This window comes from Streptomyces sp. T12 (assembly GCF_028736035.1).
In the GTDB taxonomy this organism is placed as follows: domain Bacteria; phylum Actinomycetota; class Actinomycetes; order Streptomycetales; family Streptomycetaceae; genus Streptomyces.
The window spans coordinates 9,858,126-9,881,541 of the sequence record NZ_CP117866.1 but is presented as its reverse complement, the minus strand read 5'-3'; the positions used below and the strand labels follow the sequence as shown (position 1 = coordinate 9,881,541).

Genomic DNA, 23,416 nt, shown 5'->3' with positions numbered 1-23,416 from the left:
AATGATCCGGAACTATAGAATAATCGAGATGTGTCGAACAATACCCGCCTCCCCGACTACGACCTCGCCGATGTCACAGATGTGACAGCCCCGGCCCAGCTCCGCGCGCTGGCCAGCCCGCTGCGCAACGCCATCCTCGAACTGCTCCTCGAACGCGCCGCGACGGTGAGCGAACTGGCCGCCGCACTCGACCGACCGAAGAGCACGGTCGCGCACCACGTGAACGCCCTGACGGATGCCCAGCTGCTGAAAGTCGTGCGGACCCGCCGGGTGCGGGCCATCGACGAGCGCTACTACGGCCGCACCGCGCGCATCTTTCGCGTTGGCACCGTCAGCCCGACCGACGGGGGCGCCACGCCGTACTGCACCAACGATCTCGCCACGGCCGCAGCCGAGTCGGCACCGGCGCACCAGGCGGATCAACTGTCCTCGATCGTGCGGCATGTGCGGATCCCGCAGGAGCAGGCCCGCGAGTTCTGGGCGCGGGTCCTGGAGCTTGCCAACGACTACGCGCAACTGCCGCGCGGAGGCGATGTGGTGTACGGCTTCGCAGCCGGGCTCTACCCGACCGACTATCCGGCGCTACCAGAGGCTGAGTCTGCGGAAGAGGACCCGGACTGACCTGTACCGCAGGTCGTAACGTCCGCAGCCACGGCCTGCAGCACCCGAACCTTCACCACCCTGGCCCCATCTCAGGCAGCAACCCACCGAGTCACATGACCTATCGGACAGGCCCTAGTTGAGTCGCTCCGCGGTCGGCGAGACGCCAGATCATGCAGGTACTGCCGGGCAGAGTCGAGATGGCCGCCGACATCACCGTCCATCTCGCGCGTCGGCGCTACGAGGATTGATCACGACACCTCGCCATGTCAGCCCGCTGGCCCCAGGCTGGTTCCGAGCACCTTCACTCCCGTGTGGCGTGTGCTCGGTCGAGCGGGATGACGACGGTTGAGCGTTGGGCGATCTGCTCGCGGAGGGCCGTGTTCTCCGCGAGCAGGGCCGCGACGACCGTGGCGGCGGCGTCGACTTCGTCTTGGAGTCGTTGTCGCTCGTGTCGGTTGTCTTGCAGTTGGCGGCGGAGGCGGGCGATCTCCGCGGCCTGGGCCTGGTCGTGTTTGCTTGCCGCGCTCTGGCTGACGTGGTTATCCCAGTCGACGAGTACTGCGGTTGCCCGGTTCATCGTGGCCCGGCTGACGCCAGCCTCCCGCCAGAGGTTCTGCTTGGTGAGCTTGCCGTCGGTGCGGATGGGCCGACCAGTGAAGAGCCGTTCCATGGCCTCTCGAAGGGCCTTCTCGGCCGTGGGTGAGAGACCGGGCCGGGTTGGGGCGGTCATGTTTCTCCCGCTTTGGTGAGCGCGATCTCGACGTCGCGGACCTGCTGGTCGATCAGGGCTCTGCGGTTCGCCGGGAGTGTGGGGAGGCTCCGCAGTTTGGTCAGGGAGGCGTGCTCGGCCTGCCAGATTGGCAGGTGCTCCGGGGCGATGGTGCTGTTGCTGCAGCGTGCGGGCTGGCAGGGGTCAATGAGTGGCCCTCGGTGTCCTGGGGCACGATGGCGTCTTCGAGGCACTTGGCGCCGGCGGGGTTGTTCTCGTCCAGGGTGCAGTGGTTGAGCTTTCCGAACCGGATCGATAGGTGCGTGCGTTTGAGCAGGCCGTGTTCGACGCGAACGTCCCCTCGCTGGGCCTTCCCACTCGCTCGGAGGGCTTCGGCCTTCTCCCGGACGGCAGCGAAGGCCGAACGCATCTGGTCAGCGCCGGGCCCAAAGCCGATGGCCTCGCCGCGGCTATCGGCGTCGAAAAGGTCCCTCAGCCGTTGGAACCGACGTTCGGCGATGGCGGTGGTGAGGAGACGGGCCCAGGAGGGGTCGTGATCCATGTAGCCCTGGGTCCAGCGGTTGGCCAGGGCTCGGGTGGCTGCGTGCTTGAGCTGCATGCCGACAGCGATTTCCGATCCGGGATAGTCGCGGGTGAGCATGGCCATGGTCCGGCGGAACATGTGCGGAGTGACCTTGCTGGGAGGGATCTCGGCGAGACCGGTGACGCTCCGGTGACGGTTGACGTGCTGGATGAAGCACCTGATGGCGGTCTGGCTGGTGAAGCCACTGCCGTGGAAGCGCGGGGTGACCGCCGCAAAGGCGAGGGTGTCGCTCATCGACAGGTGCATGGCGGTTTCGATGGCCTGAGCAACCGGTGCGATGATCCACCAGTGGGCGGTGGGCAGGTCGGGATCGAGCTTGCGTTTGACCGACTTCACCGCCGGGGTGCCGAAGTACTCGGTGAGAGCATCCTGGGTGATCTCGCGGATTACTGGCGGGAGGGGGCTATTCCGACCGTGCACTATTCCCCTTCTTTTCCCTCTGCCCCGGGAGGGACGGGGCCAACTACTCTCGCCCCTTGTCCGGGCTCGGTCCGGGCGGGGCGGGAGGCAGCTTCGGCGGGGCAGCCGGTCGCAGCAGTCTCTTTCGGTATAGCCCGGCCGCAAGCGCCGTGATTTCCTCACGGGCCCACCGCCTGCTGACGTTCGAACGACGGCTACTGGCGGCCACGGCCGTTCCCAAGGTTCCGTCCTCCGCGACAGACTGAAGGTTCATCAGGCACTCGTGGTTGTAGCGGACAGCGCCGCCGTCCGGGCGCGTACGCGTGTCGCTGACCAGTGCGCAACCGTAGCCGTCGTTCTTCCAGAGCGCGTAGGTCGGGACGGCCAGACGGACATGCGTGAGTGAGGTGGTCGACGGTTTCCTCCGGATGCGCGGCGTGCCAGGCAAGCAGGACATTCTCACGCTCCTCACGGAGGTCCTCGTCCACGATCTGGGACCAATGGCAGTCAAGGCAACGCACTGCGTGCTGGAAGCCGTCGACGCGCTGGGACATGTCGTAGTAGGGGTGGTGCGGCGCTTCGGCGCCAACTGATTCGCCCATGTCCCGTCAACGAACGATGCTGCTTGGAGTCTCCGGCGGGGTACTCGCCTCCGACGCACATGGCCGGTGGTTTCGAACCCCTTGGCCGTCGTCTCGTCAACCTCGAAGAGTTCAGGTTCCCATCTGCTGCGGCAGATGGCATGTTCACCTTCCAGTTGCCTAAGCAAAGATGGCACGGGGAGAGATTGGAGACACCGAGTGAGAACAGCACCGAGCGCGGTCCGCATGGCTCTGGTCGCAGCCTGCACGGCTGTGGGGCTCACAATCAGCACTACCGGAACAGCCCACGCGGCCACCTTCTGGGAAACCGAATCGTGGACGGACCCCAGTGCCAAGGACCCCGGAGGTGTCGAGGCGGGCTCAGGTCTGTGGCGCAGCGACGGATCTGGTGAGTACTGGGTCTTCTTCGACCCGTACGGCGAGAAGCTGTCCGTGAAGGACGGCTACGCCGACGGACATGCTGCAAGAGCCCGGGTCGTCGTCACAGACGCGCAAGGTCATACACAGGACGAAGACACCTTCTACGTGGGCACGGCGGACGGGTTGAAGGAGTACAACCTGGGCACGCCCGACGGCAGCGGAGACATCGCCGAGGGCCTAAACGTCACCGTCTATGTGTGCATCAACGAGACGACGACGTGTTCGCCCAGTACTTTCGGCAAGGCGTGAGGAACAACCGGACACTCGGCCGGGTGGACTGATGGCCCACGTGATGGCAGAAGTGTTGTCCAGTTCTCATCGAAATCTCTCAGTCGTCTGATAGCTAAACGGTGTCAGGAACCTGCTTCTTCTCCCGCTTGTTGGCCTCGTCTTCAGCTCGGGCGGCAATGTATTCGGCCCAGTCGCGTCTGGCGTAGGCGACCCAGCGGACGGCGGTGTGGCGGTGCATGCCGGTCAGGTCGGCGAGGATTGGGCTGGGGAGATCGGCGGCGAGGGCTGCCAGCGCCGCGTTGCGGGCGGTGCGAACCGGGATGCCGTGGCGACCCAGTTTCTGGGTCATGCCGTGCGTCGAGATCGGCTTGCCTGGGACCATGCCCGGGAAGAGCCACCGCGGCCCTGGCTGGACTCGTGAGAGCTGCGGCCGTAGCTGAGGCTGTTCGGCGAGGCTCCGAAGGAGCTCGGCGAGCCGTGGAGGCAGCAGGACGGGGTGGCGGCCCAGGACCAAGTGAGCGTGCTCGTCACCGAACTTGAGGTGCTCGGGCGTCAGATGGCAAAGGCGTTCGGTGGACGGACCGAACAGCAGGGTGATCGCGCCGGCAGCCTGCACGTCCGTAGGCAGGGCATCGTCGGTGAGACAGCGCTGGAGGAGCGGCCATCGATCGTCCTCGTCGAGCAGGTTCTGGGGCTCTTGCCTGGGGATGGAGGGGACGGTCAGTTCGCGGGTGAGGCGACGGCTTGTGGTCCATTTCAGGAAGTATCGGATCAGGTAGCGGCGTTGGCTGGTGGCTCCGGCGATCCAGTCGTCGATGTGCTCCTGGGCGAGCTTGTCAAGGGCCAGGCCGCGCTGGTCCATCCAGGTCAGAAAGTCCAGGGCGACGCGGACGCGACGCCGCAGGTCGCGGTCGGCGGAGGCGGGATGGCGGCGAATGGCGGCCCGTTGGCGTGCTCGCCGAAGCAGGAACCAGTGCAGGAAGGGGCGGGCGAGGTTGGCGTGCGCGGCCGGCTTGTCCGCGAGCTCGTGCTCCAGCCAGCCGGGGATGCGTTCGATGTCCTCGTTCCGCTCATCCAAGATGCTGGTATGGACGAGGAGTTGGCGGATGTAGCGCTGGTTCCGGCTGGGCGGGAGCTCGTCGAGCAACTCATGGGTGAGCTCGTACCCTTCGGCCGCCAGTTGAGCGAGGAGCTTGGTATTCGGGCTCTCCTTGATCCACTGGATGGCGGGGAACGGCGAGGGAGCGTCCGCCAGCGCGGCCGCGAGCGGTTCCAGCTGTGGGGGTGACCGTGCCGTCGGGCCCGGCCAGCAGGGCGTTGACCCGCTCGGCGAGGACACAGTGGGCGCATCGGCCGCGGCTGTGGGGGTTGCCGGCCCGGCCGCACTGGTTGCATGTGTAGTCGGTGGCGAAGCCGACGCAGGGTCCGCAGATCTCGGCGCCGTCGTCGTCGCGCGCGATCAGCGGTTGGACCGTGCCGCAGCGGGGGCACTCGGTCGGCGAGCGGAGAACAGCGGTGTAGCAGCTCTGGCAGACCGGCCCGATCGGCCACCGTGTCGTGATCGGCCGGGTGCGGGCGCAACGAGCGCACGTATCGCCGGTGCGATTGCGCTGGTAGCAGGTCCCGCAGACGGCCTGGCCTTCCGCGTTGCGATGGCAGGGCAGTACCCGGCCGCAGAGGGAGCAAGGGGCCTCTGGTCCGCGGAAGCAGCTCGGACACAGATCCGGGGTGTCGCCGGTGGCGTTGCGGGCGATGATACGGATCTCCCCGCAGCGTCCGCATGGGCGGCGGGGGCGTCGCTGCTGGTTGTAGCAGTGGTGGCAGAGCACCTCGTCCTCGTTGACGACGGCGGCGGTCTTCCCGCAGGATGTGCAGGTCCGGTCCGGGCGTCGATAGCACTGTTTGCAGATGCCGCGACCGTCGTCGCGCCGGACCACTGGGACGTCGAGGTGCCCGCACTCGGCGCACTCCTCGAATTTCGAGGGGTCGGCGCGATAGCAGGGGTGGCAGATTGGGCCTTCCGGCCGGCGGCCGACGATGGTAGGTGATCTCCGCTTCGATGTCGTCGAGTTGGGCCTTCAGCGAGGTCGGCGGCGCGAGCAGTTTCCGCTGCTTCTCGCGGGCCCGGTCGAGGTCGTCGGCGTAGGCGCGGTAGAGCCGGATGATGTGGTCGACGTCGATGGTCTGGTGCATGAGTGCTCCGTGCGAAACCGGTCTGGTTGATCAGGGCGCGGTGACGCTAGGACGTGGGGACGAGTCGGCACGTCCGACCCAGGTGCCAACTCCGGTGTCACGCCTGGGTATGAGTGACGTGGCCCCGGGAGGGCCGGGGGTGTGCCGGTGCCCGGATGGTGACGGTGGCGCCGGGCTTGCCCATCCGTGATGACCGCAGCCGGCTGCGCCGGATCTGGTTCAGCCGGAGGTCCCCGGAGCGACCAGCCCCGACTCGTAGGCCATGACGACGAGTTGGGCCCGATCGCGGGCACCGAGCTTGGCGAGCAGCCGGCTCATGTGGGTCTTGACGGTCTGTTCCGACACCACCAGCGTCGAGGCGATCTCCGCATTCGACAGGCCTCGCGCGACCAGCAGCAGGACCTCCGTCTCCCGTGGCGTGAGGCCGTTGAGCCGCAGGCGGGTGTTCGGGCGCGGGAGGGGGCGGCGCCGGGCCACGTCCTCGATGAGGCGACGGGTGATGGACGGGGCGAGCAGCGCCTCGCCTGCGGCGATCACCCGCACTGCCTGCACGAGTTCGGCGACCGGCGCTTCCTTGAGCAGGAAGCCGCTGGCCCCGGCGTGCAGGGCCTCGTAGACGTAGTCGTCGATGTCGAAAGTCGTCAGCATCAGCACCTTTGGACGGTGCACCACACCGGGTGGCGGATCGAGCAGCCGCCGGGCGGCCTCCAGCCCGTCCATCTCCGGCATCCGTACATCCATCAGCACCACGTCAGGGTGCGTACTGCGGCTGACCTCGACGCCCAGGCGGCCGTTGGGCGCCTCCCCCACCACGTCGATGTCGCTCTGCGCGGACAGCAGCGCGGCGAACCCCGAGCGCACCATGTCCTGGTCGTCCACGACGACCACCCGGATAGTCATGCCCATTTCTCCTGTCCTGGTCCCCTGACGACCCCGCGCGGCCCGGCCACATGGCGGCGGAGGCGTGGCGGCGGCAATATCGCCGTACCACTGCGGTACGGGGCTGAGGGCTCCACTCTCCCCTCTCTGCAGGGACCACCGCCTCGGCCGAACGGCCATCAGCAACCGGCCCGGACACGCGGGACCTCGGCCGAACGGCGGATCAAGGGGCACTGAGTTGACGGGCAGAGTCCGGTAGGTACTCGACCGACGCCCGCGTCCAACGCCGCCGACGACAAACGGCACCACCCAGAAGTGGACCCTCACCTGGCCTGAAGCCGATGGCCGCCGGTCCGCGGGGCAATGGGCGCTGAGCGAGGCCTGGAGGTTCCAGAACCTGGCACCGTCATACCCAGGTATGAGGCCGGAAGACAGCACCTGGGTGTGACGTGCGTTCGCAGTTCGATCTCCTACTTTCTGCGCGCCCCCGACCACGGCCCACCAGCACGGAGCGCGCGCATGCACCAGCACATCGACTTCGACCACATCCGTAGCCTCTACTGGACCTGCGCCGACGGCCTCGGCCGGGTCCGCGAGAAGTAGCGCGAGCTGGTCGCACGCCCGCTCGCCGCCCCGTTCAGGAGCAGCGCGGACAGCCCCATGGCCGTCTTCACCCCTGCACTGAAGACGCGCTGACCTCCAGGACCGCCACGCCCAGGGCCCCTCTGCGCCGACGGTGAGAGTCAGCCCGGCGGGGCCATGCACGGGCCTCCCTGCACACATCCAGTCGGCCGTCCGGTCGCAGCCCTCGGAGCTCACCATCAACACCGCACAGGGACAAACGCACCCTCTCCTGAAGCCTGCCGTCGTTCGATCCCGGAGACCGCGACGCGAACCGCATGCCGCACTGGCGGTCATCGTGCCCATGCTGGTCACGTCGGCCCTGGGCCTGTGGGGGATACGCCGGAAGAACAGCATGTGGGGCGACGAATCCGTCACCTACCAACTCGCGCACCGCAGCGTGGCGCACATCTGGCGCACCGTCCAACACGTGGACCTCGTGCACGCGCTCTACTACACGCTGATGCACGGGCTGTTCAGACTGTTCGGCGGTGAGCTGCTGACGTTGCGCCTGCCCTCAGTGGTGGCGATGTCCTTGGCCGCAGCCGGCGTCGGACTTCTGGGGCATCGTCTCGCCGGTCCTCGTGTCGGACTGCTGGCCGGTCTCGTCTTCCCCTTGATCCCTCAGATTCAGCTGTACGCGCAGGAGGGCCGCTCGTACGCCATGGTGTGCGCTCTGGTCACCTGGTCCACCTGTCTGCTCGTCCGCACCGTCTCCCGCCCGTCCGGAGGGCGGTGGTGCGCTTACGGCCTTGCCATGCTGCTCGCGGGCCTGCTCCACGAGTTCGCGATCCTGGCCGTGGCCGCCCACGGCGTGACCCTACTCGTCTCCGGGGTCCCTCGCCCTGTGATGCGGGCGTGGACGGTGGCAGCCTGGGGTGCTGCGGCAGGGCTGCTGCCGCTCGCGGTGCTCAGTACGGGTCAGTCCGGACAGGTCGCCTGGATCGCCTGGCCGCACCCTGTGCAACTGCTGGGCATGCTGGGCATGGCGGTGGTGGGCGTCTGGTGCGCGCGAAGCCCCGTGACCGGGCGGGGGCCCATCAGCCTGGCAGCTCTGGCGGTGCCGATCCTGGTCCTGCCCGGTCTGCTCCTCCTCCTGCTCGCGCCCATCAAGCCCCTGTTCGTCGACCGGTACGTCCTCTACAGCACCATCGGTTTCGCGTTGCTGCTGGGCGCCGGCATCGATCACGCCTGTCGTCGGCCGCTGACGGGATGGGCCCCGTGGGCGGTGGCGGCCGCGGTGCTGGCCTCCCTGGTGCCGGTGAGCATGCATCTGCGGACACCGCAGAGCCGCCACGACGACGTGATCGCCATCGGCCGCGCGGTACGCCAGTCCGCCCGCCTCGGCGACGGTCTCCTCTACCTGTCGGGCCGCCACCGCGTCTGGACCCAAGCACGTCCTCAGGACACCCGGCTACTCACCGATCTCGCGCTGGCACAGGACGCCTTGTCCTCCAACACGCTGTCCGGAACCGAGCTGCCCGCCCAGGAGATCGCCCACCGCATGCGGGCCTTCCGACGGATCGTCGCAGTCCGCGACGCCGCAGGCGCGCACTCGGACATCAACGCCCAGGAGCTGGCCAAACACCGCACCTTGGAACGGTACTTCCGGGAATGCACGACCAAGAACGTCACCGGCGCCCGCGTCACCGTCTACGCGCGCGACGACGTCCCGTGCCCCGGCCAGGAGAGCGGAAGAACGGATCAGCAGTAGAAGTTCTTCTGCCAACGGTGCCTGGCCAGCAGCGCGAGCTCGTCGGCGGTCAGCGGCGGTGCCTCGGTGACCGCGGCATTGCGTTCCACGTTCGCCAGTGACCGCATCCCGACGATGACCGTGGAGACCGCCCGCCCGGCGAGCGCGAACCGCAGTGCGGTGGACGCAAGCTCGCCGACGCCGATCCCCAGGTCGGCGAGGAGCGCGTCCGTACGCTTCTCGACCTGGGCGGGCCGGTCGTCCCTGAAGTACCAGTTGCGCCAGTCGCCCTCCGGGAAGGTGACGCCCGTCCGGATCGAGCCCGTCAGGGCCCCCTCGTCGAGCGCGACCCGCCCGATCACACCCACGCCGTACTCCGCGCAGGCCGGCAGCAAGGCCTCGGAGGGGGCCTGCTCGAAGACGTTGTAGATGACCTGGACCGCATCCAGCACCCCGGTACGCAACACCGCGAGCACGTTCTCGGGCTGGTGGTCCTTGACGGAGATCCCGAAGAACCTGATCTTGCCCTCCTGCTTGAGGGCGTCCACCGTCTCCAGCCAGTCGCCGCGCCCGGCCCAATCGTCCTCCCAGGTGTGCAGCTGGAGGAGGTCGACGTGGTCGCGGCCGAGCTCGCGCAGGCTGGTCTCCAGGCTCTCGCGCAGGTGCGAGCCAGGGAACGCCTCCATGGGGTCGAGCCCGCTGGGCGCCAATGAGACCGGGACCTTCGGCCCGACCTTCGTCGCCACGTACACACCGTCACCGCCGCCCGGGAATTCCCTCAGCGCGCGGCCCACGACGCGCTCACTGCGGTCGTATGCCCTGGCAGTGTCGATGAGGTTGACGCCCAGGTCGAGGGCACGGTGCAGGGCACGGACACCGGAGTCGTCGTCCGCGCCGACCCAGGCTCCCTGGCCAAGCCCCCAGGCCCCGTACCCGATCTCCGACACGGTCAGCCCGGTGCGGCCGAGTTCCCGATAACGCATGTGCTGTTCAGGCCCCTTGCTGACGGTCCACGGCGAGGGCCGCTCGGCGCGTGCCCCTCAATGCCACGACTTGCCTGCACGACCGTACAGACGGTGGCATTCAGTCACCACCTGCGGAGGATCACTGAAACTTTCGCTCGCACCATGCCGGCGAGTTCGCCGTCATGCCGACCCGATCGTCGAGCGCTGCGTGCAACAGCGGTACGAGTACCCCGAGTTCGATGTCCCTTGCCTCACCCCCGGCACGGCTCTCACCCGGCTTCCCTCAGTGGCCGCCGGCCGCCTCCGGGGCGATGGTGGCCGCGCTCCCGCTCTCTACGGCGTGGGGCCGAGGGCACCGAGGCGGTCACGACGGCCCCTCTCCGCGGGCAGAGTCGCCATGACTTCCCAGCCCCGGCGGTCGGAGCGGGGTCCCGTACGCAGCTTGCCGCCGAGCGCTGTGACCCGTTCGGTGAGGCCGACCAGGCCGAAGCCGCCGCCGCGTGCGGCCTGCGGCAGCCGGGTGCCGCCGCGGCCGTCGTCGCGCACCGTCACCTCCAGCACGCCACCGTCGTAGGTCAGGCCGACCGTCACCTCGGTGGCGTCCGCGGCGTGCCGCCGCACGTTCGTGAGGGCCTCCTGGACGACCCGGTAGGCGGCGGCCTGCACCTCATGGGGCAGGTCGTCGGGTACCGAGAGGTCGCGGCGCAGCGCGGTCTCGGGGCCGACGGGCCCGCGGAAGCCCTCCACCAGCTCGGGGAGCGCGGCCAGGTCGCCCCTCGGACGGCGGTCGTCGGTCCCGGCCTCGGCTGACTCGTGGACCTCGCGCAAAAGACCGACGGTACGGCGCATGGAGGCGAGGGCCTCCACCGCGGCGCGTTCGACGTCCTTCAGGATGCCGCCCAGACGCTCGGGTTCCGAGGTGGCGAGGAGCTGGGCCAGCTGCGTCTGCACCAGGATTCCGGTGACATGGTGGGCCACGAAGTCGTGCAGGTCGGCGGCCATGGCGAGGCGTTCGGCCCGCTGTGTCTCGGTGACCGCGACGCGGCGGCGGTGGTCCAGGGTGCGCAGGTACCCGCCGAGTCCGGCGACCGCACCCGTCGGCAGCAGGAACTGGAACGGGTTGACCGACGTGACATAGGGGTGGCCGGCAGCCGCTCTGTAGGGCAGGGCCAGAACCGCCGCACCGACCAGAACGCCGCACACCGCCGCCCATGGCATGGGGCAGTCACGCACCGCGATCAGGAGCAGGCACAGCAGGATCGCGAATTCGCCCGGGCCGTACCACAGCTCCCGGCCGGACAGGAACGCGACCACCGTCATGGCACCGGAGAGCACTGCGGGCACGGCAGTGCGCACGGCCGTGGTGAGCCATGCCGGCCGCACTGCGGCGGGCCAGAGGACCGCCGCCAGACCGATCGGCAGCACGACCAACTGAGGCCACAGCGGCTTACCGGCGCCGCCCGCCAACAGCAGGTCCGCACCTGCCGCGAGCATCAGCAGCACGATGCCGAACGCCCGCAGAAGGACCTGCCGACGGGCATCCGGTACCGGTCCGCCGGACACATCAAGGGCACGCACGGGTTTCAGGAAATCCACGGCGCGACCCTAACCCCCCGCCGGCACAGCCGGATCGGCCGAAAGGCCACATGCCGCGACGCGGCAGGGCCGCACAATCGGCCGAACGGCCGAGACTTCCCGAGAACAGGGCTTCTCCCCGATTTTTCAGTGCCCGCGATGGGCTACTGACCAATTCCCCCGGGTCCAAGACTCGGTTCCGACCGACGGCATCCCCCCGCCGACGGTCTCAGGCGGCCCCGGCTCACACCCCCCCTCGTGCAGCCCGGGGCCGCCCCATGCACCCGCGCAGGCGGGCGCGACTCGGGACCATCCACCGACCTATGGGGAAGCGAGAGAGCACATTGCGGAACAAGCACAGCCGGAGCGGGAAGAGGAAGAGACTGACGGCGCGGGGTGCCGCGTACGGGATACCGGCCATGGTGGCGCTGGCCGGGCTCACCGCCACCACCGTCACCGCGGCGACAGCAGGCCCATCAGCGGCGGGCCTGTCAGCCGCGGCGGCGAGCGGCTCGGCCCGGGCCGCCGCCCGCGTGACACTCGTGACCGGCGACACCGTGAGCATGGACGGGACGGGCCGGGTGACCGATGTGCGGCGCGGCAAAGGCCGCGGCCACATCGGCTTCTCCGTACGGCGGTTCGCCGGCCACGCATACGTCGTCCCGCAGGACGCGACCCGGCTGCTGGGCAGCGGACGGCTGGACCGCCGCCTGTTCGACATCACCCAGCTCGTCAAGGACGGCTACGACGACGCCCACCGCAAGCGGCTGCCGCTGATTGTTTCCTACAGGGGCGGCAGCGGCACCCGGGCCGGTACCAGGCGGGCTCTGGCCGCGGCCGACGCCGAGGTCGAGCGTCAACTGCCCGCCATCCGCGGCGAGGCGCTGTCCGCCGACAAGCCGGACGCCGGCGACGTGTGGCGGGCGCTGACCGACCCGGTCGCCGACCGCACCGCCGTGACCACCGCGCCCGGCATCGACCGGGTGTGGCTCGACGGGCGGGTCAAGGCGGCCCCCCAGGACGACAGCAGCGACCCCGATCCCGAGGGCGGTGTCGCGCAGATCGGTGCCCCCGAGGCCTGGAAGAAGGGCTACGACGGCAAGGGCGTGAAGATCGCCGTTCTGGACACCGGCGTCGACGCCACCCATCCGGACCTCAAGGGCAGCATCCTCAAGGCGAAGGACTTCTCCGACTCCGGCTCCACCACCGACGGGCAGGGGCACGGCACCCATGTCGCCTCCACCGTCGTCGGCTCCGGGGCGAAGAGCCACGGCAAGTACAAGGGTGTGGCGCCCGGCGCGAAGCTGCTGGTCGGCAAGGTCCTGGACGACACCGGAGTCGGATCCGACTCGTCGATCATCGCCGGTATGCAGTGGGCCGTGGCGCAGGGCGCCAAGGTCGTCAGCATGAGCCTGGGCTCCACCGACACCCCAGGGGTGGACCCCATGGAGAAGGCCGTGAACGGCCTGTCGGCCTCCTCCCACGCCCTGTTCGTGATCGCCGCGGGCAACGAGGGCCCCTCCGACACGACCCTCGGTACTCCCGGCTCCGCCGCGGCCGCGCTGACCGTCGCCGCGGTGGACCGGCACGACAAGATCGCCGACTTCTCCAGCCGCGGTCCAACCGCCGACGGCCGCCTGAAGCCGGACATCGCCGCACCCGGCGTCGACATCGTCGCCGCGCAGGCCGCCCACACCAGCGAGGGCGAGGAGGTGGCGCCCGGCTACGTGTCGATGTCGGGCACCTCCATGGCCACCCCGCACATCGCGGGCGCCGCCGCGATCCTCGCCCAGGAGCACCCCGACTGGACCGGCGAGCGGATCAAGGCCGCGCTGACGGCATCGGTGAAGCCGCTGACCGGCACCACCGCGTACGAGGCCGGGGCGGGCCGGGTCGACCTGACCCGGGCGACCGGCGCCGATGTCACCACCGAGCCGTCGTCCGTCGACTTCGGCACCGCGAGCTGGCCGCACCATGACGACCGGCCGGTGACGCGGACGCTCAGCTACCGCAACCCGGGCGCGAAGCCCCTCACCCTGGACCTGACCGCCGACGCCACAGGCCCCGACGGCGGCAACGCGCCCACCGGCATGTTCACGGTCTCCCCGGCCCGGCTCACCGTCCCGGCCGGCGGCACCGCGCAGGCCACGGTCACCGCCGACATCCGGCTCGGCGGCGCCGACGGCGCCTACTCCGGCGCCGTGACGGCGACCGGCGGCGGACAGAGCGTGCGCACCGCCCTGGGCGTCATCCGAGAAGTGGAGTCGTACAAGTTGACGCTGACCGTCACCCGCCGCGACGGCAAGCGCGACGACGGGCCCGGCGTCACCGTGGCGGGCCTGGATACCGGCAAGCAGTACACGCCCTTCGACGACGGCAAGAGCCACCCCGACGGCACGGTCACCCTGCGGCTGCCCAAGGGCCGCTATCTGATCGACGTCCAGAGCGTCGACCCTCGGGGAAGGACCGCCCTGATGGTGGCGCCCCACTTCGTGCTCGGCCACGACACCGCCCTCGCCTTCGACGGGCGCAAGGCCAAGCCGGTGAAGGTCACCGCCCCCGACCGCCGGGCCACCCTGCGCGATGCGCAGGTTCTCTTCGCGGCCCACGGCGCCAAGCCGGCCTACGACTACGCCGGCGGAAACACCGTCGACGCCGACACCACCCTCGGCCAGGTCGGCCCCGGCACCCCGGCCGACTCCTTCGTCACCCAGCTCGGCGGGATCTGGCAGCGCACCGCCACCTCACCGACGTACAACCTGGTCACCACCCGTACCGGCTCCTTCTTCACCGGCCTGAACCGCACGTTCTCCTCCACCCGGGGCATGGCCCGGGTGAACACCTCCGTCGCCACCGCCCTGCCCCAGGCCGGAACCGCCCCCCAGGTGAGCTGGTCCACCCCCGACTGGCCGCAGCTCGGCCGGGCGTCCCTCTTTTCGGAAGGCGCCCTGCGTCCGGCCCCGACCGCGTCTCTCGTGCAGTACCTGAGCACCGACCGCGGCCTGCGCTGGAACCTGGGCTCCCGGATCGCCAACGGCTCGCACAACGAGGACTCGGTCTCCTTCCTCACCGCCCGCCGTTTCGAGCCGGGCCGCACCTACCGGGTCGCCCTCAACGGCGGCGTCCACGGCCCGGCCGTAGCGCCGGCGTCCGGAACCGGCGCCAAACGGCTCGGCGGGTACTACTACGTGTGCGTGCCGATGTTCTCCGACGGCCCGGGCAACCTGGCCTACCTCCCCCAGGCCGCCATCACCACCCGGCTCAGCTCCGGCTCGCGGGTCTTCACTTCCACCACGGACGACACCTGCCTGAACGTCTACGGCGGCCTGCCCGCCGCGCCGACGCGCTACCGGCTGTCCATCAGCACCGACCGGGCCAAGGACTACAGGACCAGCGACCACGTGGACGCGGTGTGGACCTTCACCTCCCGCGACAACGGGGAGACCAAGGGGGCCCCCTTCCCGCTCTCCGTCGTCCGCTTCCACCCGCAGCTGAGCCTGACCGACACCGCCAAGGCGGGCGCCCGCGTCACCGTGCCGCTGTCGCTGCAGGGCCCGGCCGCGGCCAAGGGCCACCTCAAGTCACTGACGGTGCGCGTGTCGTACGACGGCGGCCGCACCTGGAAGCCGGTCACCGTCCACACGAACGCCTCCGGCAAGCGGTACCTGACCCTCACCCACCCGAAGAAGCCCGGCACCGTCTCCTTCCGGGCAGCCCTGGCCGACACGGACGGCAACACCGCCACCGAGACCGTCCACACCGCGTACCGCACCGTGCGCTGACCCGGGACGGTCCCGCGACGTGCCTCCGGCCGCACTGGCCGGAGGCACGTCCGTGTCGGTGCCCCGTCCACGTAATGGGCCGGAATTGCCGCTGTTCGACAGCCGTACGTAGGTTGGGCGCCGATCACTGGTGTGTTTGCAGCGTGAAAGGTACGGCCCGGTGGGACGACGCGAGAAGCCACTGGACCCGGATGCGGGGCCCGTGCCGCGGCTGGCGCACGAACTGCGCCTGCTGCGCGAGAAGGCGGGAAAACCTCCGTACCGGGAGATGGCCGAGCGCGCGGGCTACTCGACGACCGCCCTGTCCCAGGCGGCGGCCGGCGACCAGCTGCCCTCGCTCGCACTGGTGCGGGCCTACGTCCAGGTGCTGGACGCCGACCCGGACGAGTGGGAGCGGCGCTGGCGGGAGGCGGACGCGGAGGTGCGGGCGCCCTCGGCGGAGGAGCGGGCCCCGTACCGGGGGCTGGCCCGCTACGAGCCGGGGGACAGCGACCTGTTCTTCGGCCGGGACAGGCAGGTCGACGAGCTGCTGGGCCTGGTGCGCGCACACCGGTTCGCGGCCGTGTTCGGCCCCTCCGGCAGCGGCAAGTCGTCCCTGCTGCGGGCCGGGCTGATCCCGGCGCTCCGGCAGGCGCGGGGCGCCGGCCGCCCGGCGGTGATCCGCGTGCTCACACCCGGTGAACAGCCCGCGCACGCACACGAGGAGGCCCTCGTCCCGAAGGACGACGACCTGGACACCTGGGTGCTCGTCGACCAGTTCGAGGAGGTGTTCACCCTCTGCCACGACCGCGAGGAACGCGACCGCTTCCTCGACCTGCTGCTGCGCGCCCGCGCCCCCGAGAGCCGACTGCGCGTGGCCATCGCCGTGCGCGGCGACTTCTACGGCCACTGCGGCGCCCACCCGGGACTGGCCGAGGCGGTCAGCCGTGCGAACCTGCTGGTCGGGACCATGAGCCGGGACGAACTGCGGGAAGCGATCACCGGCCCGGCGACCGCCGAGGGCCTGAACGTGGAGCGTGCGCTGACCACCCGCGTCATCGACGAGGTCACCGACCAGCCCGGCGCCCTGCCGATGCTCTCGCACGCCCTGCTGGAGACCTGGCGCCGCCGCCGGGGCCGTACCCTCACCCTGGCCGCGTACGAGGAAACGGGCGGCGTGCGCGGCGCGATCGCCGCGACGGCCGAGCGGGTCTACGGCGAACTCGCGCCGGAGCAGGCCTGCGTCGCCCGCCGCATCCTGCTGCGGCTGATCGCCCCCGGGGACGGAACCGCCGACACCCGCCGCCCGGCGTCCCGGGCGGAACTGGGGCCCGACGCCCAGGACGCGCTGGAACACCTCGCCGCCGCCCGGCTGGTCACCCTGGACGGTGACACCGTCGAGCTGGCCCACGAGGTGCTGATCACCGGCTGGCCCCGACTGGCCGGCTGGATCGAGGAGGGCCGGCAGCAGCTGCGGGCGCAGCGGCTCCTCGGGGAGTCGGCCCGTGCCTGGGAGCAACTGGACCGTGACCCGGGAGCGCTGTACCGGGGGACACGGCTGACCCAGGCCGAGGAGCTGTTCACCGAGCGGGCCGACGACCTCGCCGAGCTGGAGTGGGCCTTCCTCGACGCCTCCCGTGCCGCACGCGACGCCGAGCGGGAGGCCGGGGCACGGGCCGCCCGCCGTACCCGCCTGCTCACCGTGGGGCTCTCCGCGTTCCTCGTACTCGCCCTGGCCGCGGGCCTGCTGGCCTGGCAACGCGACCGGGCGAGCGACGCGGAGGCGGCCAAGGCGGCCGCCCGCCGCCTGGCCACCGTGGCCGACAGCATGCGCTCCGCCGATCCCCGCACGGCCGCCCTGCTCTCCGTGGCAGCCTGGCGGCTCGCCCCGCTGACCGAGTCCCGCTCGGCCCTGCTCGACGCCCTGGCCCGGCCGGAGCGGGACGCCTTCACCGATCCGCAGACGGGCGAGAACACCCAGCGTTTCCTCACCGACCAGGGTCGCGCCCTCGTCACCGTCACGGGCACCCGGGTGACCGTCCGCGACGTGGCCGACCACCGTGTCACCGCCACCTACCGCCTGCCCGGGGGCACAGAGGCTTCTGACGCCGACCTCGATGCCCACTTCCTCGTCCTCACCGGCCCGGACGGCAACGAGCTGTGGAACCTCTCCGCCCGCAGAGCCGTCGCCGAACTGGGCGACGCGGACTACTGGGCGGCGCCCGACGGCAGCGCCTACGGCACCGGACCCGTGGACGGTCCCGGTCCGGTCAAGGTGCACCGGGCCGGGGACGGAAAGGTGCTGTTCACCACGGACGCGCCACGCACCCTCACCGCCGCCGCGGTCGGCCCGGGCGGCCGCGTCATCGCCCTGTGCCCGGCCGACGGTGCACCCCAGGTCTGGGACACCGTCCACGGCAAGCGGCTGCCGGGGGCCTGGGAGAAGGCGGGCGGCACCGTCTGCGGCACCGGCTCAGGGGCGGACCACGGCTCCCGGCTCCTGCGGTTCAGCGGGGACGGCCGACGGCTGGCCGTGGTCTTCGGGAACACGGCCACCGCCTGGAACATCTCCGACGGACGGGAGGTCGCCGACTTCCAGAGCAGCGGCACCAGTGGCTTCACCCAGGCCGTCCTCTCCCCGGACGGGCAGTTCCTGGCCACGGCCGACGACCAGGAGATCGCCGCGTGGTCGCTGGACCAGGGCGGCGGGAACGACTTCCACACTCCGTTGGCCGGCGCCGAGGTGAGCAGCCTGACCTGGGCCCCGGGCAGGAACCGGACGCTGCGCTATCTCGACGGCGCCACGGTGCGCACGTACGACCTGAGCGACCGCCTGGACGCCCACTGGCAGAGCACTCCGGCCGACGCGACCGCGCTCAGCCCGGACGGCAGCGTCCTGGCCACGGCAACCAGGTCGGGCTCCGGCTACCGCTTCGAACTGCGCTCCACGCGCACGGGCGCCGTCCTTGCCCGCACCACGCTCGGTGCCCTGCCGGGCGACGGCTACGAAGGAGCCCCACCGCTGGCCTTCAGTCCGGACGGCCGGGCCCTCGCCGTCGCCGACACCGTGTCCTGGCACGGCTCCCTTCGGCAGCGCTTCAGCATCTGGGACGTCCCCGCTCACCGGGTCCGTACATCGTTCGAGACTTCCGGTGCGGCGGACCGCATCGTCTCCGCTCTCGCCCTCGGTACCGGCGGCCGGACGCTGCTGGCCGCGCGCTCCCCCGGCGACGACGGCACCGCCGAGGTCTGGGACACCGCCGCCCACCGCCGAACGGCCACCCTCAGCTCCCTCGACGCGGAGGGGCTCGCCCTACGGCCCGACGGCCGGCTGCTCGCCGGTTCCGCGGACCGGTACGCCGAGCTGCCGTCCGGTCACGTGAGCGGACGCGCTCTGGCCGACGGCCGACAGGTCACCGCACTGGCCTTCAGCCCGGACGGCACCCGGCTCGCCGTCGGCGACTCCACCGGGCACGTCACCTTGTGGGACGGCGACCTGCGCCACCGTATGGGCATCCTGACCGGCACCTCCGACACCGTCTCCGGGGGCGAGGCCGAGGCCGTGGGCGCGCTCGCCTTCTCCCCCGGCGGCAGCACCCTCGCCGTGGGCGGACGCAACGGCACCCTGCGCCTGTGGGACACCGCCGGGCAACGTCTCCTCGGCAGCGACCTGCCCACGTCCGGCGACGAGATCGGCACCCTCGCCTTCACCCGCGACGGCGCCACTCTGTACTCCGGCGGTCCGGACGCACTGCTCCAGCGCCACCCGGTCGCCCCGGACGACGTCGCCCGCATCGTGTGCGAGCGGGCCGGCGCAGGACTCACCGAGGCCCAGTGGCGGACGTACGTGCCCGACGTGCCGTACCGGCAGGTGTGCACCACACCACACTGAGCGGGATTTTTTGTTCACAGTGACTGCGACGGTCGCTGAAAAACGCCCCTGACCTGGACGATCGGACTCCGAAAAGCCCTCTAGTCCAGGTTCTGGTCCCATGCGTACACACCTCCTGTTCCCCTCCTTTCTGCTGCTCGGCTCGCTCTCCCTGATGGCTGCCTGTTCGTCCGGTTCCTCCGGGACGAACGACACGGCGACCGCCGAAGCGCGGCCCGGATCGTCCTCCGGCACCGCGCCGGTGCGGGCGGTGGACCCCTCGAAGATCAAGGGTCTGCAGATCGTCAACGACAGCAGCGAGGACAGCTCCTGCCCCTTCGCGGCCGGCTACCCGGACGTGCCCGGCGCCGAGGCGATGACGGCCGCGATGAAGAAGGACGTGGAGCAGCGTCTGGCGACCTTCCGCACGGGGTGCGACGACAGCAGCGGGTCGGGCGATGTCGGCGAACTCAACATCAGCCACCAGTTCCTGGTGGCCTCCGGGGACGTCCTCGGCGTCCGGCTCACCACCCAGGACCACTCCGCGGCAAGCAGTGGGCTGAGCGTGCGCACCTACTGGTACGACGGACGGGCGGGCGCCTACCGCACCGCGCTCGCGCTCGTCGGCGACGGCTCCCGGGACGCCTTCGTCTCCGCCCTGAAGAAGCAGCTCAAGGGACGCGACGGCACCGACGCGGACACGGTGGACGGGGCGTTCGCCGACCCGTCGGACCTGGCCGCCGTCCTGGACGACGTGGCCTTCACCGCCGACGGCGGACTGCGGGTGACATTCGACCGGGGCGACGTCGGCGCCCCCGCCGCCGGCTCCTACGTCGTGACCTTCTCCAGGGCGACGGTCACCCCCTGGCTGTCCGCCTTCGGCAAGCGTGCCCAGCAGCAGACCGTACGGCCGTCCGGCTCACTGGACCTCGGGGCGTCCGCCACCCCCACTCCCGCCACGCCCACCCACACGGCCTCCGGCGACGACGACACCGACTGCGAGAAGGTCAAGTGCATCGCCCTGACCTTCGACGACGGCCCCGCCGTCCCGGAGACGGCGACCCTGCTGACGTACCTCGCGCAGTACAACGCCCGGGCCACCTTCTTCACGGTCGGCCAGAACGTCGCCGCCCATCCCGACCTGGTCCGCGCCGAGGCCAGGGCCGGCAACGAGGTCGGCAACCATTCCTGGAGCCACCCCGATCTCACCAAGCTCACCTCCGAGCAGGTCGCCTACCAGCTGAACCGCACGAGTGCCGCCATCAAGGCCGCGACGGGCAAGGCCCCGACCCTCTTCCGCCCGCCCTACGGCGCCGTCAACAGCGCCGTCCGCCGCGCCACCAAGCTCTCCCCTGTGCTGTGGACCCTCGACACCGAGGACTGGAAGTACCCCGACGCCGCGAAGGTCGCCCAGAGCGTCATCGGCAAGGTGAAGCGCAATGACGTCGTCCTCATGCACGACATTCACCCCACGTCGGTGGCCGCGGTCCCCGAGATCGTGCGCACCCTCAGCGCCCGCGGCTACCACTTCGTCACCGTCAGCCACTTGCGCGCCACGATGTGACCTGACGGATCTGCGCAGGTCCTGTCGTGTCATCGACCGTTCTGGCCAAGAGGCCGCGCCGACAGGCGCGGGATGGTACCCCGACAGCAAGACAGGCACCGATCTCGGCGATCATGGAGTTGCGAGGCTCTGTGGTCACCGGGGAGACCTGTGCCTGTGCTGCCATCATGGCTGACCGACCCACTCTGGGGTCAATGCGCCGCCTTGCTGCCTGAGCGATCGAACTACGCGCCGACCCATCCCCTGGGCTGCCACCACCCACGCATCAGCGACCGGGTCGTCTTCGACAAGATGCTGCAACTCCTGCGATTCGGCTGCTCCTACCAGGCGGTCGCGACGCGACCTGTTCGGCCACCACGATCCGCAACTGTCGCGACGAGTGGATCCAACTCGGCGTCTTCGCCAAGTTCAAGCAGATCGCGCTGGAATCCTACGACCGCACCGTCGGCCTCTCAGGCTGCTGCTGCGATGGCGTCGCGGTGGCGTTGTGCGGCTGCGGGGAAGAGGTCGAAGGCGCGGTGGCCAAGTGCGTCGACTTCTTGCGGTGTGAGGACGTGGGAGTTCCGGAGCGCGTCGATGTTGCGTTTCATGTTGTTCTCGTTCGAGCAGGGGACTCCGGCGTCGGCGCCGTAGACGAGGTGGTCGTGGGGGACCATCGTGACTGCTGCGGCGAGGTTGGCGTCTGTGCCGGCCGCGGCGGTGTCGAGGTAGAGCTTCGCCAGGTCGGTGCGGATGTCATCGGCGGTCAGGCCCAGGGGGTTGAATACATACTCCTCCGCCCCGAGCAGCCCGAGGCGACCGGAGAGCGCGGGCAGGGCGCCGCCGCAGTGGGCGAGGACGACCGTGAGACGGGGGTACCGGCGGAAGAATCCTGTGTAGAGGAGGTCCACGACGGTCCGGGTCGTCTCGAACGGCAATTCGACCAGGACGGCGGTCTGCCGGAACGTGGGTGGTACGGCGCTCGGATGGATGAACAGCACGGCCGAGCGCCGGTCGAGTTCCTCCCACACCGGCGCCAGACGCGGGTCCCCGAGCGGGACACCTGAGCGACGGGTGGTCAGCAGGTAGCCGTCGGGGTGTGTTTCCGTGTCGCCGCGCGCGATCTCGGCCAGAGCCGCGTCCGGGTCGTCGGTGGGCAGGCCGGCGAGCAGGCCGAAGCGGCCGGGGTGGTCGGCGACGAGCTGGGCGCCGTAGTCGTTCCAGGCGCGCAGTTGCGGCAGTGGGGAATCGACTGGTACCGGGCTGAGCATCTGCACGGCAATGCCCAGGCGATCCATGGTGGCCAGCATCGTCTCGGGTTGCCAGTGGTAGGGCTCGGGCGCCAGGAGGTGCGCGTCCCTCAGCTGACGCCACTGGGCCTCGCGCGCCTCTGCCGTGGTCGGTGGGGTGAAATGCGCGTGGATGTCCACCCAGCCGTTGGTCTTGTCCATGATGCGTTCTCCCTCAAATCAAATTGCACTCAGATGCAATAAGCTCGATGGTTGCACGCGAGTGCAACAATGTCCACATGAGGCAGACGGAGGGCGAGAAGCAGGACGGGAGGACGCGCAATGCCCAGGCCAACCGGGAGCGCGTCTATGCGGCAGCGATCAAGGTGTTCGCTTCGCGCGGCTACGACGCCGCCACGATGGACGAGATCGCGGCAGAGGCCGGCGTGGCCCGGCGGACCGCGTTCAATCACTTCCCCGCGAAGTCGGACATCGCCACTGAGTGGGCCGTACGAGGCGGGGAGTCGGTCTTCGCCCTGGTCCGCGACGTCGACCCCATCACCTCTGCCGCAGACCGGGTGCGGGCATATTTCCACGAGCTGGCCCTGAGGGCGGAGCGGGACTGGGACGAGACCCGGCAGATGACAACCGGACTGCTGCGCGGACACGGCGTACCGCCCCACCGCTCGCAGCTTTCCGCGGAACTGCGCGACTGGCTGCGTGACTGCCTACGGGAACGGCCGGACAACGGACCGACACCCTCTGCCGATCCCGCCCTGACCGTGGACGTGCTCTACGACGTCTTCCAGGGCGCACTCATGCGACGGCTCTCCCAAGAGGCTGCGCCGCACGGGGCGTTCACGGCCGAGGTGGACGCCGCAATCGCGCTCGTGCTGGCCGGATTCGCGAGTGATGCCGGACACCCGTAGAGAACGCAGGTAGGTGCGTGCTCATGGGCGGCGGTTCGGGCGTTCGTCCCAGCGGTAAGTCGTCCATGCCTGACGGATCATGCTACGGGCGGTGATGATGGTGTCGGCGAGGTCGATGAAGGCGTGGGTGCGTTCGACGTGCCACCTCTGACTTGCCTGGATCGGTGCTGTCTCACGCTTGTGCGCGATGCTGCCGTGCAGGCCGCGCTCCCTGTTTGCCGCGATCGACCGGTGATCGACCTGCGACCTCACCGCCGCCGGGGGCTTTGGCGATGGAGCCGTCGATGGCGATCTGGTCCAGGACGAGGCCGACGGTGCGGTCGTAGGATTCCAGCGCGATCTGCTTGAACTTGGCGAAGACGCCGAGTTGGATCCACTCGTCGCGACAGTTGCGGATCGTGGTGGCCGAACAGGTCGCGTCGCGACCACCTGGTAGGAGCAGCCGAATCGCAGGAGTTGCAGCATCTTGTCGAAGACGACCCGGTCGCTGATGCGTGGGTGGTGGCAGCCCAGGGGATGGGTCGGCGCGTAGTTCGATCGCTCAGGCAGCAAGGCGGCGCACTGACCCCAGACCTAACCTCCGGGCAAT

Annotated in this window: 16 protein-coding genes and 2 pseudogenes; 10 read left to right on the top strand and 8 right to left on the bottom strand. The window is 70.2% G+C overall.

The features are described from left to right. The first annotated feature begins 30 nt into the window (after positions 1–30). On the top strand, positions 31–621 hold the full coding sequence (locus tag PBV52_RS44270; protein ID WP_274247009.1) for a transcriptional regulator: 591 nt from the start codon (positions 31–33) through the stop codon (positions 619–621). Positions 622–904: 283 nt separating this feature from the next. Here PBV52_RS44270 and PBV52_RS44265 read toward each other — a convergent pair whose 3' ends face one another. Further along, on the bottom strand, positions 905–1,333 hold the full coding sequence (locus PBV52_RS44265; RefSeq protein WP_274247007.1) for a hypothetical protein: 429 nt from the start codon (positions 1,331–1,333) through the stop codon (positions 905–907). Positions 1,334–1,433: 100 nt separating this feature from the next. After that, complete coding sequence (locus tag PBV52_RS44260) at positions 1,434–2,336, bottom strand: hypothetical protein (protein WP_274247006.1); 903 nt, start codon at positions 2,334–2,336, stop codon at positions 1,434–1,436. 377 nt (positions 2,337–2,713) lie between these two features. On the opposite strand from PBV52_RS44260, the gene PBV52_RS44255 reads away from it, so the two are divergent. Both PBV52_RS44255 and PBV52_RS44250 read left to right on the top strand, forming a co-directional pair. After that, positions 2,714–2,908: a hypothetical protein gene (locus tag PBV52_RS44255; RefSeq protein ID WP_274247003.1), complete on the top strand. Its 195-nt coding sequence runs from the start codon at positions 2,714–2,716 to the stop codon at positions 2,906–2,908. A 234-nt stretch (positions 2,909–3,142) separates the two neighbouring features. After that, positions 3,143–3,586, top strand: a complete 444-nt coding sequence (locus PBV52_RS44250) for a hypothetical protein (RefSeq protein WP_274247002.1) — start codon at positions 3,143–3,145, stop codon at positions 3,584–3,586. A 94-nt stretch (positions 3,587–3,680) separates the two neighbouring features. Here PBV52_RS44250 and PBV52_RS44245 read toward each other — a convergent pair whose 3' ends face one another. Together PBV52_RS44245 and PBV52_RS44240 are read right to left on the bottom strand one after the other, a co-directional pair. Continuing rightward, the gene (locus PBV52_RS44245; protein ID WP_274247000.1) at positions 3,681–4,907 is read right to left on the bottom strand and encodes a hypothetical protein; all 1,227 of its coding nucleotides are present in this window, start codon (positions 4,905–4,907) and stop codon (positions 3,681–3,683) included. 1,073 nt (positions 4,908–5,980) lie between these two features. Beyond that, positions 5,981–6,661: a response regulator transcription factor gene (locus tag PBV52_RS44240; RefSeq protein WP_274246999.1), complete on the bottom strand. Its 681-nt coding sequence runs from the start codon at positions 6,659–6,661 to the stop codon at positions 5,981–5,983. Between the two features lie 423 nt (positions 6,662–7,084). Here PBV52_RS44240 and PBV52_RS44235 point away from each other — a divergent pair, with 423 nt between their 5' ends. Next, complete coding sequence (locus PBV52_RS44235) at positions 7,085–7,243, top strand: hypothetical protein (protein WP_274246997.1); 159 nt, start codon at positions 7,085–7,087, stop codon at positions 7,241–7,243. Between the two features lie 322 nt (positions 7,244–7,565). Beyond that, on the top strand, positions 7,566–8,975 hold the full coding sequence (locus tag PBV52_RS44230) for a glycosyltransferase family 39 protein (protein WP_274246995.1): 1,410 nt from the start codon (positions 7,566–7,568) through the stop codon (positions 8,973–8,975). Here PBV52_RS44230 and PBV52_RS44225 read toward each other — a convergent pair. Then, entirely contained in the window at positions 8,966–9,937 is a 972-nt protein-coding gene (locus tag PBV52_RS44225; protein ID WP_274246993.1) for an aldo/keto reductase, read from the bottom strand. The genes PBV52_RS44230 and PBV52_RS44225 overlap by 10 nt on opposite strands. Before the next feature lie 315 nt (positions 9,938–10,252). Beyond that, positions 10,253–11,506: a sensor histidine kinase gene (locus tag PBV52_RS44220; protein ID WP_373922045.1), complete on the bottom strand. Its 1,254-nt coding sequence runs from the start codon at positions 11,504–11,506 to the stop codon at positions 10,253–10,255. A gap of 407 nt (positions 11,507–11,913) precedes the next feature. On the opposite strand from PBV52_RS44220, the gene PBV52_RS44215 reads away from it, so the two are divergent. From PBV52_RS44215 to PBV52_RS44200, 4 genes and pseudogenes are all read left to right on the top strand, one after another. Continuing rightward, positions 11,914–15,276, top strand: coding sequence for a S8 family serine peptidase (locus PBV52_RS44215; RefSeq protein WP_274246991.1), 3,363 nt, complete (start codon positions 11,914–11,916; stop codon positions 15,274–15,276). Between the two features lie 160 nt (positions 15,277–15,436). After that, entirely contained in the window at positions 15,437–19,147 is a 3,711-nt protein-coding gene (locus PBV52_RS44210) for a hypothetical protein (RefSeq protein ID WP_274246990.1), read from the top strand. Between the two features lie 100 nt (positions 19,148–19,247). Then, positions 19,248–20,690 carry a polysaccharide deacetylase family protein gene (locus tag PBV52_RS44205; RefSeq protein WP_274246989.1) on the top strand — a complete coding sequence of 481 codons (1,443 nt, stop codon included), beginning with the start codon at positions 19,248–19,250 and terminating at the stop codon, positions 20,688–20,690. Between the two features lie 150 nt (positions 20,691–20,840). Further along, positions 20,841–21,193 (top strand): annotated as a pseudogene (locus PBV52_RS44200) (transposase); the annotation flags it as partial. On the opposite strand, the gene PBV52_RS44195 reads toward PBV52_RS44200, so the two are convergent. After that, entirely contained in the window at positions 21,143–22,120 is a 978-nt protein-coding gene (locus tag PBV52_RS44195; protein ID WP_274246987.1) for an amidohydrolase family protein, read from the bottom strand. The pseudogene PBV52_RS44200 and the gene PBV52_RS44195 overlap by 51 nt on opposite strands. A 77-nt stretch (positions 22,121–22,197) precedes the next feature. Between PBV52_RS44195 and PBV52_RS44190 the strand changes: the two genes are divergently transcribed. Then, positions 22,198–22,827, top strand: coding sequence for a TetR/AcrR family transcriptional regulator (locus tag PBV52_RS44190; RefSeq protein WP_274246985.1), 630 nt, complete (start codon positions 22,198–22,200; stop codon positions 22,825–22,827). Positions 22,828–22,848: 21 nt separating this feature from the next. On the opposite strand, the pseudogene PBV52_RS44185 reads toward PBV52_RS44190, so the two are convergent. Then, positions 22,849–23,379, bottom strand: a pseudogene (locus PBV52_RS44185) (hypothetical protein). Positions 23,380–23,416: the final 37 nt, after the last annotated feature.